13 protein-coding genes are annotated in these 13,357 nt (G+C 74.5%); 8 read left to right on the top strand and 5 right to left on the bottom strand.

The genetic code is table 11. From position 1 onward, the window contains the following. Positions 1-35 precede the first annotated feature (35 nt). Together QMF80_RS03870 and QMF80_RS03865 are read left to right on the top strand one after the other, a co-directional pair. Positions 36-1,568, top strand: a complete 1,533-nt coding sequence (locus tag QMF80_RS03870; RefSeq protein WP_283449435.1) for an FAD-binding oxidoreductase — start codon at positions 36-38, stop codon at positions 1,566-1,568. A gap of 43 nt (positions 1,569-1,611) precedes the next feature. After that, positions 1,612-2,529 carry a hypothetical protein gene (locus tag QMF80_RS03865; protein ID WP_283449433.1) on the top strand — a complete coding sequence of 306 codons (918 nt, stop codon included), beginning with the start codon at positions 1,612-1,614 and terminating at the stop codon, positions 2,527-2,529. Here the strand turns inward: QMF80_RS03865 and QMF80_RS03860 are convergent. Then, complete coding sequence (locus tag QMF80_RS03860; RefSeq protein WP_283449431.1) at positions 2,489-2,869, bottom strand: hypothetical protein; 381 nt, start codon at positions 2,867-2,869, stop codon at positions 2,489-2,491. The two genes, QMF80_RS03865 and QMF80_RS03860, sit on opposite strands and share 41 nt — an antisense overlap. A gap of 162 nt (positions 2,870-3,031) precedes the next feature. On the opposite strand from QMF80_RS03860, the gene QMF80_RS03855 reads away from it, so the two are divergent. After that, on the top strand, positions 3,032-4,060 hold the full coding sequence (locus tag QMF80_RS03855; RefSeq protein WP_283449429.1) for a phosphotransferase family protein: 1,029 nt from the start codon (positions 3,032-3,034) through the stop codon (positions 4,058-4,060). Positions 4,061-4,064: 4 nt separating this feature from the next. Here QMF80_RS03855 and QMF80_RS03850 read toward each other — a convergent pair whose 3' ends face one another. Both QMF80_RS03850 and QMF80_RS03845 read right to left on the bottom strand, forming a co-directional pair. Beyond that, the gene (locus tag QMF80_RS03850; protein ID WP_283449427.1) at positions 4,065-4,649 is read right to left on the bottom strand and encodes a uridine kinase family protein; all 585 of its coding nucleotides are present in this window, start codon (positions 4,647-4,649) and stop codon (positions 4,065-4,067) included. After that, the gene (locus QMF80_RS03845) at positions 4,646-5,599 is read right to left on the bottom strand and encodes an AEC family transporter (RefSeq protein ID WP_283449425.1); all 954 of its coding nucleotides are present in this window, start codon (positions 5,597-5,599) and stop codon (positions 4,646-4,648) included. The genes QMF80_RS03850 and QMF80_RS03845 overlap by 4 nt, the downstream gene beginning before the upstream one ends. Before the next feature lie 85 nt (positions 5,600-5,684). Here QMF80_RS03845 and QMF80_RS03840 point away from each other — a divergent pair, with 85 nt between their 5' ends. From QMF80_RS03840 to QMF80_RS03825, 4 genes are all read left to right on the top strand, one after another. Continuing rightward, positions 5,685-6,974 carry a sensor histidine kinase gene (locus QMF80_RS03840; protein WP_283449423.1) on the top strand — a complete coding sequence of 430 codons (1,290 nt, stop codon included), beginning with the start codon at positions 5,685-5,687 and terminating at the stop codon, positions 6,972-6,974. After that, positions 6,971-7,651, top strand: a complete 681-nt coding sequence (locus QMF80_RS03835; protein WP_283449422.1) for a response regulator — start codon at positions 6,971-6,973, stop codon at positions 7,649-7,651. Before QMF80_RS03840 ends, QMF80_RS03835 begins: the two co-directional genes overlap by 4 nt. 181 nt (positions 7,652-7,832) lie before the next feature. Beyond that, positions 7,833-8,948: an alpha/beta hydrolase gene (locus tag QMF80_RS03830; protein WP_283449420.1), complete on the top strand. Its 1,116-nt coding sequence runs from the start codon at positions 7,833-7,835 to the stop codon at positions 8,946-8,948. After that, positions 8,945-10,174 carry an acyltransferase family protein gene (locus QMF80_RS03825; RefSeq protein ID WP_283449419.1) on the top strand — a complete coding sequence of 410 codons (1,230 nt, stop codon included), beginning with the start codon at positions 8,945-8,947 and terminating at the stop codon, positions 10,172-10,174. The genes QMF80_RS03830 and QMF80_RS03825 overlap by 4 nt, the downstream gene beginning before the upstream one ends. Before the next feature lie 35 nt (positions 10,175-10,209). Here QMF80_RS03825 and QMF80_RS03820 read toward each other — a convergent pair whose 3' ends face one another. Then, positions 10,210-10,632 (bottom strand): DUF350 domain-containing protein, encoded by a 423-nt coding sequence (locus tag QMF80_RS03820; RefSeq protein ID WP_283449418.1) that lies wholly within the window; start codon positions 10,630-10,632, stop codon positions 10,210-10,212. A 197-nt stretch (positions 10,633-10,829) separates the two neighbouring features. Here QMF80_RS03820 and QMF80_RS03815 point away from each other — a divergent pair, with 197 nt between their 5' ends. After that, positions 10,830-12,722, top strand: a complete 1,893-nt coding sequence (locus QMF80_RS03815; protein WP_283449417.1) for an ABC transporter ATP-binding protein — start codon at positions 10,830-10,832, stop codon at positions 12,720-12,722. Here QMF80_RS03815 and QMF80_RS03810 read toward each other — a convergent pair. Next, positions 12,653-13,204 (bottom strand): hypothetical protein, encoded by a 552-nt coding sequence (locus QMF80_RS03810; RefSeq protein ID WP_283449416.1) that lies wholly within the window; start codon positions 13,202-13,204, stop codon positions 12,653-12,655. The genes QMF80_RS03815 and QMF80_RS03810 overlap by 70 nt on opposite strands. Positions 13,205-13,357 lie beyond the last annotated feature (153 nt).

Below are 13,357 nucleotides of genomic sequence, written 5' to 3'. Positions count from 1 at the left end.
GGGGGGATCGGCGCGCGCGATGGCAGTAGTGGGGCATGAGCCTCGATCGCCGTCACGTCCTGGCCGGTGCGTCCGCAGCCGTTCTCGCCTCCGTCGGCGCGATCCGGCCACCGCGGAACGGGGGAAGGCGACGGGCCGCGGGCTTCGGGGCGCTCGCCCGGTCACTGGACGGGCGGGTGGTCCTTCCCGGGGACCCGGACTACGGCGAGGCCCGCCGGCTCTTCCAGCCGCGCTACGACCCGGTCGCGCCCGGCGCCGTCGCCTACCCGGCGCACGCGCGGGACGTAGCCACCTGCGTGGACTTCGCCCGCCGCGAGGAGGTCGCGGTGGTGCCGCGCGGAGGCGGGCACAGTTACGCCGGGTACTCGACCGGGCCCGGCCTGGTGATCGACGTGGGCCTGATGGCGGAGATCGGGACCGGGACCGGTGAGGTCCGGGTGGGCGCCGGAGCCCGGCTCGGCGACCTCAACGCGCGGCTCGCCGGGCAGGGCCTCGCCCTCCCCACCGGGCTGTGCCCCTCCGTGGGCATCGCCGGGCTCACCCTCGGCGGGGGGCTCGGGGTCTCCAGCCGGGCCTTCGGGACCACGAGCGACCAGCTCGTCGGGGCGCGGATCGTCACCCCGGACGGGGCCGTGCGCGAGGTGGACGCCCGGACGGACCCCGACCTGTTCTGGGCGCTGCGCGGGGGCGGCGGCGGGAACTTCGGAGTGGTCACCGAGTTCCGCTTCCGCGCCCACCCGGCGGCTGACTGCGCCTTCGCCGAACTGCACTGGCCGTGGGCGGACTCCGCGGCGGTGCTGCGCGGCTGGCAGCGGTGGCTGGACGGGCTGCCGGACCCGTTCTGGAGCCAGGTCGAGTTCCTGGCGGAGCCCGGTACGGCGCCGGGTCCACCGGCGGTGCGGGTGCTGTCCCTGGACGGGCGCGGGGCGCTGGAGGAGCAGCTGACCCGGCTGTCCGACGCGGTCGGGAGCCGCCCCCGGGACAGCCTTGTCGAGACCGGGGGGTACGGCGAGGCGATGCGGACGCTGTCGGGCTGCCGGGGCGAGTCCGATGCGCGGTGCCGTCTGCCGGGCCGGCTGCCGGGGCACGACCCGCGCGGGCGGCTCGGCCGGGACGACTACGCGGCGCGCTCGGACTTCTGGCCCGCGGGCGGCCTGCCCGACGACGCGGCCGGGGCGGTGCTGGACGGCGTACGCCGCTACGCCTCGGCCGTACCGCCGGGGGGCCGGGGCGTGGTGCAGTTCGACGGGGTGTGCGGGGGCGCGCTGAACCGGGTGGGGCCGGGGTCGTCGGCGTTCGTCCACCGGGGGGCGGGTTTCCTGGGCCAGTACCTCGCGTACTGGCCCGAGTCGGCCGCCCCGGCGCAGACGGGCCGTCACCGGGCCTGGCTGGACGGGCTCTGGCAGCGGCTGCGGCCGTGGGCGAGCGGCCGCGCCTACCAGAACTACACGGACCCGCGGCTCGGAACCTGGCGCGAGGCGTACTACGGCGGCAATCTCGCTCGTTTGACAGAGGTCAAACGAGCATACGACCCCGGACGGCTCTTCGACTTCGCGCAGGCGGTCTAGCCCGTGCGGAGCCCGGAACCGACAACGAGAAGAGGACTTCAGCATGCGGTGTGAGTCGACGCTGCGCCGGACGCTTGTCGTGGTGGCCGCGGCCACCGTGGTGCTGGTCATCGGGCAGGTGCCCGCCGGGGCCGGGAGCGCCACCGAGACCCCGCTGGGCGACCACTGGTCGGCTCCCGAGGCGGAGGCCTTCTGGACCACCGAGCGGATGGCGTCCGCCCGGGCCGTGGACCCCGATCCGGACGTGGCGCGGGCGGCGGCCGGACCCGGTGTCGGGCAGGACTTCGACGGCATCCCGGTGGTCGGGCGGCTGTTCGTCATGAAGGACGGCGGGGCGTACTTCTGCACCGCGAGCGTGGTCGCCTCCCCCGGTCACGACCTGGTGCTCGGGGCGGCGCACTGCCTGATGGGGGCCGATACCCGGCAGGTGGCGTTCGTACCGCACTACACGGCCGGGAACCCGCGCCCGTACGGGATGTTCCCCGTGCTGAAGGTGTGGGTCGATCCGCGCTACCAGCAGCAGGGACCGGACCTGGCGGCCACGCTCGACGTGGCCTTCGCGCGGGTCGGGCCGAACGACAAGAACATCGCGGTGCAGGACCAGGTTGGCGGGAACCGGCTGATCACGGGCGACGGATACGAGCACGACGCGATCCGGCTGATCGGCTATCCGGCGTCGGCCGCGCGGCCCCGGGTGTGCGTGAACCGGACGACCCGGTTCACCAGTGACGATCCCGCCAGTCCCGGATCGTTCCTGCAGATCAACTGCACCGGGTATCCCGGCGGGACGAGCGGGGGCCCGTTCCTGAAGAACTACGACCCGGGCACCCGCACCGGGGAGGTGGTCGGGGTGATCGGGGGCTGGAAGACCGGCGGCCCGGGGCCGGACACCTCGTACAGCTCCTACTTCGGTACGGACGTCAGGAACCTGTACCGCTCGGCGGTCGACGCGGCGCGATGAGCCCGTACGGGCACCGGGTGCGGCGGGGGTTGCCGACGCTGCGCGGGGTCGGCGGCACGCCCGCCGCGATCAGGTCGTCCGCGGGCGGCAGTTCGAGACGCCGCCGCAGGTCCGCGAGGGCGGCGTGCACGGGGGCGAGGATGACCTCGGCCCGGGGGTGGACGTTCGCCAGGGCGTGCGCGGTGGTCTCGATGGTCTCGGCGGCGTCCTCGGCGGCGGTCCGGCTCCAGCCGCCGAGGAAGGCCGCGTCGTAGAGGTGACAGGCGGCGTCCGCCGCGGCGTCCGCCCGCTCGCCGACGCCGGGCGCCGCGACGGCGGGCAGTTCCAGGCCAGGTTTCATACCGGGGTCAACGATGGTCACCCGCCCGGGGGAACGCGAAATCCGGTGGCGGGCGGACGGCGCGGGTGATGGGGTGCGGGTGACGGGTGCGGGTGACGGGTGCGGGTGACGGGTGCGCGGGCCGCGGTACGGACGGGCGGCGACGGTCTCAGAAGGGGTGCGATGCGAGGACGACTGCCGTACGGGGACGCTCTGCGGGCCGCTCTGGGGGCGCCGGGCCGGGCGCGGCGACTGGAGAGCAGCCCGCGTTCGCGGGTGTGGCGGGTGGAACTGGCCGGGGGGCCCGCGGTCCTCAAGCAGCTCGTCGCCGGGCCGGGGGCGCGGGACCGCTACGACCGTGAGGTCACCGCGCTGCGGCTGGCCGGGCGGCGGGCCACGGGGCCGGTGGTGCCGGCCCTGCTCGGTACGGACCCGGACGAGCTGGTCCTCGTACTGGAACACCTGGAGCACGGGCGGCCCGGCCCGGAGTGGATCGTGCCGTACGCGGCCGCGCTGGCCCGGCTGCACGCCTGCGCGCCCGAGGACCCGGGGGCGCTGCCGAGGTGGCGGGGGCCGGGGGCGGCCGACATCGCGGCGTTCCTGGGGTTCGCCGAGCGGCTGGGGGCCGCCGTACCGGCCGGGGCGGAGGGGGAGATGGGGGCGCTGGTGGAGCGGCTCGGGGCGGCCGTGCCGGATGCGCTGCTGCACGGCGATCCGTGTCCCGGCAACGATCTGCACACCCCGGCGGGGATCCGGTTCGTGGACTTCGAGCAGGCCTGCGTGGGCAGTGGCCTGGCCGAACTGGCCTATCTGCGGATCGGGTTCCCCACCTGCGCGTGCGTGACCTCGGCGGCCGGGCCGCTGCGGGCGCGGGCCGAGGAGGCGTACCGGGCGGTGTGGCGCGCGGAGCGGGGCGAAGACGTGCCGGAGGGCCTCGCCGACGCGTGCGCGGGGTGGGTGCTGCGGGGGGACGCGCTGGTACCGAAGGCCCGGCGGGACAGCGGGGACCAGCTGGCCCGGGCGGCCCGCCGCGACTGGACCTGGGGCACCACCACGGCCCGGGCCCGCCTGGCCCACCGCCTGGAGGTGCTGGCCTCGCTGGGCGCGGAGCACCCGGAACTGTCCGGCCTCGGCGAACTGGCGGCCCGGATGCGCAGCCGCATGCACGACCGCTGGCCCCGCCTGGCCCCCGTACCGTCGGTCCGCCCCTGACCGGTCAGGCCGCCTCTCTCGGACCCCCCTCGGCCCGCTCGCAGACGGCCGCCCAGACGGCTCGGGCCAGGGCCAGGGGGTCCGTGCCGCCGTCGACGACGAGGTCGCAGCCGGCGCGCAGGGCCTCGACGTGACGCTCGTGCGCGGCCCGGCGGTGGTCGAGGTAGTTCGCCAGGAGGACGTCGAGGGGGAACCCGTCGCGCAGGCACTTGCGCTGGATCTTGCGGACCAGACGGAGGTCGGCGGCCAGGTCGACGAAGACGTCGAAGCGCGTGCCGGTCGGTCGCGGGGCGACGTGCCGGGCGAACAGGCCCTCGACGACGACCACGGGGGCGGACGCCAGGGCGTGGGCGGTGTCGGCGTCGAGGCGGTCGGTGTCGAGGGAGCGGGGGTCGCCGACGTCCAGGCGGAGGGTGCCCGTCGCGTCGGGGCGCCGGATGCCACGCCCGGGGGTGTCGGCGTAGTAGTAGTCGTCGCCGTGCAGGATGCGCACGGGCCCCTCGGGGGCGGCGGCCGCCAGCGCGGCGGCCAGGGTGGTTTTGCCCGCGCCCGCGCCGCCCGTCAGGGTCAGGAGCAGCGGCGGGGTCATGCCGCCCACTGGATCCACAGCGGGAGCAGGAACAGGGCCGCTACCGAGCTCTTGATGACCAGGGCGGCGGAGAGGTCCACGCCGATGCCGTAGCGCTGGGCGAAGATGAAGAGGTTCTGCGGGGTGGGCATCGCGGCGATCAGGACCAGGTACTTCAGCCAGTCCCCGGTGACTCCGAACAGGCCGCCGCAGACGGCCCAGGCCAGCAGCGGGAAGGCCACGCACTTGAAGGCGATCAGGGCCAGCTCCTCCCGGGTCGTGCCCCGGAGGTCGAGACCGAGGCCGCCGAGGTGGAGGCCCAGGGCGAAGAGGGCGACCGGCGAGGCGCTGTCCCCGACGAAGGAGAAGCCGTCGAGGACCACCTTCGGGACCGGCAGCGACAGCAGGTTCAGCGCGATGCCCGCGTTGCAGGCGAGGACGAGCGGGGTGGTGAGCGAGGCGCCGACGGCGCGGGCCAGCCGGACCGGCTTGGAGCCGAGGGTGTCGGGGTCGTCCTCGGCGCGGCCCAGTTCCATGATGGAGATGACCACCAGCGACAGCACGCAGACCTGGAAGAGCAGCACCGGGAAGATCGGCGCCGCGTTCCCGAACAGGGTGATGAAGACCGGTACGGCGAAGTACGCCGTATTGACCTGTACGCCCGCCATGATCCGCAGCGCCACCCCGCGCGGCTCCCGCACCCCCGAGGCGCGGGCGGCCAGTCCGATCAGCAGGACGGCGAGCGCGGCGGTGGCCGCGTAGCCCGAGAGCGCCCGCCAGTTGAACAGCGCGCCCAGGTCGCTCGCGTAGATGTTGCCGAACAGGTAGCAGGGCACGGCGAAGAGGAACGCGTAGTCCGCGAAGGCCTTGGAGGCCTCGGCCGGTACGACCTTGCGCTTCGCGAGCAGCGCCCCGCAGCCGAACGCCAGCAGCACCGGCAGCAGTTTTTCCAGCGTGGCCACCGAACCCATGCCCCGCCCCCGACGCTTCGCGTGCTGTCCCTGGCGGCGTCGTCCCCCGGCGCCCCGGAGACCCTATCGCTACGCTGGACGGATCATGCAAAACGAAGATGGCTCCCCCCGCCGCGGGCTGACCGCGGTCCTGCGGACCCCCGCCAGGGCCGCGGAGCCGCTGTTCGCCCAGGCCCCGAAGGTCTGGCAGCGCCGACTGCCGTACGCGGTCGTCGCCGCGGCCGTGCTCAGTCTGCTGCCGGTGACGATCACGGTGCTCACCAACGACTACAAGGCGGGCGGCGGCTGGGCGGGCGCGCTCGGTGTGGCACAGACCGTACCGCTGCTGCTGGCGCCGACCCGGCCGCTGATCGCGTGGGCCGTCGTCCTCCTCGCGGACACCGTCGGCGCGTTCGTGCTGATCCACGCGGACCGGATCACCGGGCAGCCCTGGCCGTGGACCCCGATGGTCATCGTCGGCTACCTCCTGCTGATGGCCGCGCTGGGGCTGCGCGAGTCGATCCGGACGCTGGTCGCGGTGTGGCTGGCGACCGGGGCGGTCGGGGCGCTGATCGGGTTCTCCCAGCCCGACGGGGTGACGAACACGCACGCGCTGCTGTTCGTCCTGGCCGGGGTGATGCTGGTGGTCACCGGGGCGCTGCGGGGGGTGGGTGACGCGCAGCGCCGGGTCGCCGAGCAGGAGAGCATCAGCGAGGGCGAACGGGCCCAGCGCACCCTGCTGGAGGAACGGGCCAGGATCGCCCGGGAGTTGCACGACGTGGTCGCGCACCACATGTCGGTGATCACGGTGCAGGCCGACTCGGCGCCGTACCGGCTGCCGGGCCTGCCGGAGGAGGTACGGCAGGAGTTCGGCTCGATCGCGGCGAGCGCGCGGGAGTCGCTGAGCGAGATGCGGCGGCTGCTGGTGGTGCTTCGCGGTGACGGGCCGGACGGCGAGCGGGCCCCGCAGCCGGGGCTCGCGCGCTTGCAGCAGCTGGTGGAGGCGACCGTACGGGCCGGCCTGCCGGTGGAGTTGTCGCTGGCCGAGGGTGCGGCGCGGGCGGCGGAGGCGGTGCCCGCGGTGGACCTGTCGGCGTACCGGATCGTGCAGGAGGCGCTGGCGAACGTGGTGCGGCACGCGCCGGGGGCCACGACCCGGGTGTCGGTGCGCCACGACGTCAGGGGCGCGGGCGAGGTGCTGGTGCTCGTGGTCAACGGGCGGGCCCGCGGCGCGGCGGTTGACCTGGAGAGTTCGGGTACGGGCCACGGTCTGGTGGGGATGCGCGAACGCGTACGGTTGACCGGCGGGACGCTGGATACCGGTCCGCTGCCCGACGGCGGCTTTCGCGTTGCCGCCCGCCTTCCGCTGCGCTCCCCCACCGAGGACTCCAGTTGACCATCCGCGTGATCATCGTCGACGACCAGGCCATGGTGCGGGCGGGGTTCGCCGCGCTGTTGTCGGCGCAGGCCGACATCGACGTGGTGGGCGAGGCGCCCGACGGCCGCAAGGGCATCGAGGTGTCCCGGACCACCCACCCCGATGTGGTGCTGATGGACGTGCGGATGCCGGAGATGGACGGGCTGACGGCGGCCCGGGCGCTGCTGGAGCCCGCGCCCGGGGTGACGCACCGGCCGAAGGTGCTGATGCTGACCACCTTCGACATCGACGACTACGTGTACGAGGCGCTGCGCGCGGGCGCCTCCGGGTTCCTGCTGAAGGACGCGCCGCCCGCCGACCTGATCGCGGCGGTCCGGGTGGTGGCCGCGGGCGAGGCGCTGCTGGCGCCTTCGGTGACCCGGCGGCTGATCGCGGACTTCGTGCAGCGGCGGCCCGCGCCCCGCAAGGATCCGGCGCTGCGGCTCAACGGGCTGACCCCGCGTGAGACCGAGGTACTGGAACTGATCGCGCGCGGGCTGTCGAACCAGCAGATCGCCGGGCACCTGGTGCTGGCCGAGCAGACGGTCAAGACCCACATCGGGCGGGTCCTGGGCAAGCTGGACCTGCGGGACCGGGCGCAGGCCGTGATCTTCGCGTACGAGGCGGGGCTGGTGCGGCCGGGCGACAGCGCCTGAGCCCGTTACCGCCCTGGAGCGGGCCGCTCGCGCACCCCTGGGACCTCCTCGATCCCCACGGTCTCCTCCACCCCCTACCGGGGTATGACATCGCACTTGGCTCCCTGGTGCGATGTCCGGTTCGGCACCTTCTTCCTACCTTCCTCCTCGACACGGAACATCGAGGGAAGGGGGAAGGGGCATGCGCCGCTTCCGGAGGACGCTGGCGACCGCGGCACTGACGGTGGCCGTCATCACGGGGACCGCGGGCTGGGCGTCCGCCGACGCGCAGCAGGCGGTCACCGGGCCGCCGCCGGGCACCGCCGCCTGGCTGGCCGACCGGGCTCCGGCCGCGGGTACCGGTACGGCTCCGGCCGCGGGTACGGGTACGGGTACGGCCGCTGTAGCGGTGGCGGTGTCGGTGCGGGGGCTGCCGGATCCGGTGAGCGCCTCGCCGCGCGAGGTGGCCGCGTTCTTCGCCGCCCTGGACCCGCGGGAGGCGCAGGCGCTGGTCCGCCGCCACCCGACGGTGGTCGGCAATCTGGACGGCGTACCCGTGGCCCTCCGGTACCAGGCCAACCGGCTCGCGGTCCTGGCGACCGGTGAGGCCCGTTACGCCTCCCTCGCCGGGGCGGGCCGCCAGATCCTGGCCTTCGACCCGCGCGGGCGCGGCCAGGTCGCCGAGGTGTTCGGCGACCTGGGCGGCGCGGAGCACGTCGCCGTGGTCGTGCCGGGTTCGGACAACGACGCGACGACCTACGACCGTACGAGGAAGCCCTCCAGCGGACCGGGCGGGATGGCCCGGGCGCTGCGCGACTCCGCGGGCCCGGCGACCGCCGTGGTGGCGTGGACGGGCTACACCACTCCCGTCGGGGTGGGTCTCGACGCGGCCCAGGGGCGGCTCGCCCGGGCCGGGGCGGACCGGCTGACCCGCTTCCTCGGCGGCCTCGACGCGGTCGGCGCGCGGCGGCCCTCGCTGTTCTGCCACAGCTACGGCTCGGTGGTGTGCGGGCTGGCCGCCCGGGACACCGACGCGCGGGACATCGTCGTCCTGGGCTCCCCCGGCATGCGGGCGGACACCGCGGCCGACCTGCACACCCGTGCCCGGGTCTGGGCCGCGAAGGACCCGACCGACTGGATCGACGACGTGCCCGACGTGGAGTTCGCCGGGCTCGGCCACGGCGCCGATCCCACCTCGCCCGCCTTCGGCGCCCGCCGGATCCCGGCGGACGACGCGGAGGGCCACACCGGCTACTTCGTGCCCGGCACCCGGTCCCTGGCGGCCTTCACCTCCATCGCGACGGGAGCGGCCCGATGAGCCTCGACGCGACGTCCCGCACACTCGCTCCGCTGCGCCGGACGACCGCCCGGATCGAGCGGGACACCCCCGCCCACCGGGACCGCGCGATCGACGCGCTGCGCGCGTTCGCGCTGCTCGCCGTGCCCACCGGGCACTGGCTGCTCGGCGGGTTCACCCTCGACGGGGCGGGCGCGCTGCACAACGCGAGCCCGCTGTCCGCCTTCGCCGCGCTCGCGCCCGCCAGTTGGGTGCTCCAGATGCTCGGCATCTTCTTCCTGGTCGGCGGTTACGCCTCGGTGCTCTCCTACGAGCGCCGCCCCGGCTCGGCGGCCGACTGGCTGCGGGGCCGGATCGCCCGGCTGGGCCGTCCGGTGCTGGGGGTCACCGCCGTGTGGGCGGTGGGGGCGCCGCTGCTGTACGCGGCCGGGGTGCCGGTGACCACGCTGCGGACCGGGGCGACGCTGGTGATCCAGCCGCTGTGGTTCGTCGGGGTGTACGCGGTGGTCACCGCGCTGACCCCGTACTGCGTGCGCGCGGCGCGGCGGCTCGGCGGGTGGGCGGCGGCGCCGCTGCTCGGCTCGGTCGCCCTGGTGGACTTCCTGCGCTACGGACCGTACGCGGACGCCGTGCCGTCCTGGCTGGCGCTGGTGAACATCCTGCCGGGCTGGCTGTTCGCCTATCAGCTCGGTGTCTCGTGGGGCGAGGGCCGGATCGGGCGGCGCGGGGCCTGGCTGCTGTGCGCGGGCGGGACGGCGCTGTTCGCGGCGCTGCTGGTGGCCTTCCACTACCCGGCGTCGATGGTCGGCGTACCGGGCGCCACCCGTACCAACTCGCACCCGCCGTCGCTGCTGGTCCTGGCCCTGGCCTCGGCGCAGTCCGGGGCGGCGATCCTGGTCCGCGACCGGCTCGCGCGGCTGCTGGCCCGCCCGGCCCTGTGGGCTCCGGTGGTCGTCGTCAACCTGTGCGCGATGACGATCCTGTGCTGGCACCAGACGGCGATGCTGGCGGCGGCCGTGCCCGCGGCGGCCCTGGACGGGCTGCCGGGGCTGACCACGGCCCCCGACACCCTGTTGTGGCTCGGGCAGCGGCTGGCCTGGCTGCCGGTGTTCGCCGCCCTGCTCGTCCTGATCGCCCGGTACACGAGGCGGTTCGAGGCCCCGTGGACCAGGACGACGGTGGTGCGGCGCACGGCGGCGGGACTGCTGTCGGCGGGATTCGCCGTCTTCGCCCTCGGTCTCGCGTAGCGCGTACCGCGCCGCACCCCGGGATCAGGAACGGGTCAGGAGATGGAGGCGGCCACGATCGCGGCGACGGCGAGGTTGCACGAGGCCGTGACCCAGACCGCCGGGTGCGGCTCCGGGTCGACCACGATCGCGCCCAGCCTGCCCGGGGTGAACAGGTCCAGGACCAGGAAGGCCAGCCCCATCAGGATCAGACCGAGCAGGCCGAAGGCGGCGGTGTTCAGCAGCCCCTTGCCGAAGTCGTCGTACGTGGTCCAGATCGAGGTGAAGACGATTCCGCCGACGCCGAGCAGGGCCGAGCTGAGCTGCAGCGCGGCATTGCGGTTGCGCTCCTCCCAGATCTGCTTGCGCAGCGCGCCGGGCGTCAGCACGTCCACGAGGACGATGCCGAGGATCAGCAGCACCAGGCCGAGCGCGCCGTAGGCGGTGGTGCGGCCGAGTCCGTTGAGGATGTCGCTCATTGAGAAGCCTGTCTCCGCGTGGGTGGAAGGGGATGCAAGGGCCTACGGGGGAATGGTGAACCTATCGCACGGGCGTTCCGGAGGGGAGCGCCGGGACAGGAGGAGGGGAGCGCCGCTCCACTGGGAGTCGATCGAACGGACTCCGTACTCCAGTCCCCCTTGACCTCAGGTTTGATTGAGGTCTTACCGTTCCTTGTATGTCTATGGAAATGACCGCCTGGTCCTCGCTGCACAACGCGCTCAACGCCCAGCAGGAACGCCGCGCGCCCACCCGCGAGAGCCTGCGCCGGGTCGCCGTCTTCGCCCGTCCGCACCGTCGCGGACTGCTCCTCTTCCTCCTGCTCAGCATCGTCACCGCGCTCCTCGCGGTGGCCACGCCGGTGCTCGCCAGCCGGGTGGTCGAAGCCATCGTCCGCGGTAAGGACAGCGGTACGGTCACCCGGCTCGCCCTGCTCATCGCGCTGATCGCGGTGGTCGAGGCGGGTCTGGGCCTGCTCACGCGCAAGCTGTCGGCCACCCTCGGCGAGGGGCTGATCCTCGATCTGCGCACCTCGGTCTTCGACCACGTGCAGCGGATGCCGGTGGCCTTCTTCACCCGGACCCGGACCGGGGCCCTGGTCAGCAGGCTCAACAACGATGTGATCGGCGCGCAGCGGGCGTTCAGCAACACCCTGTCCGGGGTGGTCGCCAACACGGTGACCCTGCTGCTGACCCTTGCCGTGATGCTGAGCATCTCCTGGCAGATCACCCTGCTCGCGCTGGTGCTGCTGCCGATGTTCGTGATCCCGGCGCGGCGTACGGGCGCCCGGATGGCGCGGATGCAGCGTGAGGCCGCGGCCCTGAACGCCTCGATGGGCACGCAGATGACCGAGCGGTTCTCGGCGCCGGGCGCGACGCTCGTCAAGCTGTTCGGCCGGCCCGCCGACGAATCGGCGGAGTTCGCGGCCCGGGCGGCCCGGGTGCGGGACATCGGGATCCGGACCGCCGTGGCGCAGTCCGCCTTCATCACCGCGCTGACCCTGGTCTCGGCGCTCGCGCTGGCCCTGGTCTACGGGCTGGGCGGGTACTACGCGCTGCGCGGCACCCTGGACGCCGGTTCCGTGGTGGCGCTGGCCCTGCTGCTGACCCGGCTGTACGCGCCGCTGACCTCGCTGGCCGGGGCCCGGGTCGAGGTGATGAGCGCACTGGTGAGCTTCGAGCGGGTCTTCGAGATCCTCGACCTGAAGCCGCTGATCGCGCAGAAGCCGGACGCCCGCCGGGTGCCGGAGGGACCGGTGACGGTGGAGTTCGACGCGGTCTCCTTCGGCTACCCGGCCGCCGACAAGGTCTCGCTGGCCTCGCTGGAGGAAGTGGCGACCCTGGACGCGCGGGGCGGTACGCAGGTGCTGCACGAGGTCTCGTTCCGCGCCGAGGCCGGGCAGATGATCGCACTGGTCGGTTCGTCCGGCGCGGGCAAGTCCACCATCGCGCAGTTGCTCCCCCGGCTGTACGACGCCGACGCGGGCGCGGTGCGGCTGAACGGGGTCGACGTACGCGACCTGACCGCCGACTCGATCCGCGAGACCCTCGGCATGGTCACCCAGGACGGGCACCTCTTCCACGAGTCGGTGCGCGCGAACCTGCTGCTCGCCCGGCCGGAGGCCGATGAGGAGGACATCTGGGAGGCCCTGCGCCGCTCGCGGCTGGACGGCCTGGTCGCCTCGCTGCCGGACGGGCTGGACACGGTGGTCGGCGAACGCGGCTACCGGCTCTCCGGCGGCGAGCGCCAGCGGCTGACCATCGCCCGGCTGCTGCTGGCCCGCCAGCGGGTGGTGATCCTCGACGAGGCGACCGCCCACCTGGACTCCACCTCGGAGGCGGCTGTGCAGGAGGCCCTGGGCGAGGCGCTCGCCGGGCGGACGGCCGTGGTGATCGCGCACCGGCTGTCGACCGTGCAGGCGGCGGACCTGATCCTGGTCGTCGAGGAGGGCCGGATCGTGGAACGGGGCACCCACGCGGAACTGCTGGCCGTGGGCGGACGCTACGAGGAGCTGTACCGGACCCAGTTCGCGACGAAGAGCGCCACCCCGGACGGAGCCGTCACGGGCTGATGACGCGCGCGGGCCCGCCCGGGGCCGTCGGTGGCGAGCGGGAAGGCCGGGAGCCGGACGCACCCGCCCGCCCCGCGCAGCCTGATCAGCCACGGGGCGTGGGGGTCGCAGCCGCCCTCCAGCGCCTCGGCGTCGCCGACGGAGGGGGCGGCCGTCCTGGTGCTCGACGGCCACGGCATGGTCGGGCCGGTGCTGGGTGAGGTGCGCGACCGGCTCCTCGCCGCGTCCGCGCTGAAGCCGAGGTGACCGGCGTCGGGCGCGGAGGCGGCCGGGGCCGCTCCCGCCTCCCCCGGAAAACGGTCCGGCAGCTGTTGGCCGAGCAGTCGCGCGGCCAGCAGGGACGCCTGTTCGGCGACTTCGCCCGTGGCCAGCCGTAAGGAGGCCAGCAGCAGGGCGAGTCGGCGCGGCGTGGGCGGGGTGAGGCGGGGCCGGAGATCGTCCCACTCGGCGGCCGCGGTGGCCAGCCGCGCGTAGGGGTTCATCACGGGGAAATCCGTTCACCGGTACCGGAGTTGGCGGACGCGCCGGTACGCGCGCGGGTCCGGGCGTCGAAGGACCGCACCGCGCACGCACGCACGCCGACAACCCCGCCCCCTTGGGCCGGGTGGGGACCGGTCCGGTCGTTTCCGGCCCTT

The sequence above is a fragment of the Streptomyces sp. G-G2 genome (assembly GCF_030063135.1).
In the GTDB taxonomy this organism is placed as follows: domain Bacteria; phylum Actinomycetota; class Actinomycetes; order Streptomycetales; family Streptomycetaceae; genus Streptomyces.
Note: the sequence above shows the minus strand (reverse complement) of the source record. Positions and strands in the feature narration are given on the sequence as shown.

Excerpts from the sequence above, each read along its gene's own strand:
- QMF80_RS03870 (WP_283449435.1), top strand. The coding sequence starts at position 36 with ATGAGCCTCGATCGCCGTCACGTCCTGGCCGGTGCGTCCGCAGCCGTT.
- QMF80_RS03865 (WP_283449433.1), top strand. The coding sequence starts at position 1,612 with ATGCGGTGTGAGTCGACGCTGCGCCGGACGCTTGTCGTGGTGGCCGCG.
- QMF80_RS03860 (WP_283449431.1), bottom strand. The coding sequence starts at position 2,869 with ATGAAACCTGGCCTGGAACTGCCCGCCGTCGCGGCGCCCGGCGTCGGC.
- QMF80_RS03855 (WP_283449429.1), top strand. The coding sequence starts at position 3,032 with ATGCGAGGACGACTGCCGTACGGGGACGCTCTGCGGGCCGCTCTGGGG.
- QMF80_RS03850 (WP_283449427.1), bottom strand. The coding sequence starts at position 4,649 with ATGACCCCGCCGCTGCTCCTGACCCTGACGGGCGGCGCGGGCGCGGGC.
- QMF80_RS03845 (WP_283449425.1), bottom strand. The coding sequence starts at position 5,599 with ATGGGTTCGGTGGCCACGCTGGAAAAACTGCTGCCGGTGCTGCTGGCG.
- QMF80_RS03840 (WP_283449423.1), top strand. The coding sequence starts at position 5,685 with ATGCAAAACGAAGATGGCTCCCCCCGCCGCGGGCTGACCGCGGTCCTG.
- QMF80_RS03830 (WP_283449420.1), top strand. The coding sequence starts at position 7,833 with ATGCGCCGCTTCCGGAGGACGCTGGCGACCGCGGCACTGACGGTGGCC.
- QMF80_RS03825 (WP_283449419.1), top strand. The coding sequence starts at position 8,945 with ATGAGCCTCGACGCGACGTCCCGCACACTCGCTCCGCTGCGCCGGACG.
- QMF80_RS03820 (WP_283449418.1), bottom strand. The coding sequence starts at position 10,632 with ATGAGCGACATCCTCAACGGACTCGGCCGCACCACCGCCTACGGCGCG.
- QMF80_RS03815 (WP_283449417.1), top strand. The coding sequence starts at position 10,830 with ATGTCTATGGAAATGACCGCCTGGTCCTCGCTGCACAACGCGCTCAAC.
- QMF80_RS03810 (WP_283449416.1), bottom strand. The coding sequence starts at position 13,204 with ATGAACCCCTACGCGCGGCTGGCCACCGCGGCCGCCGAGTGGGACGAT.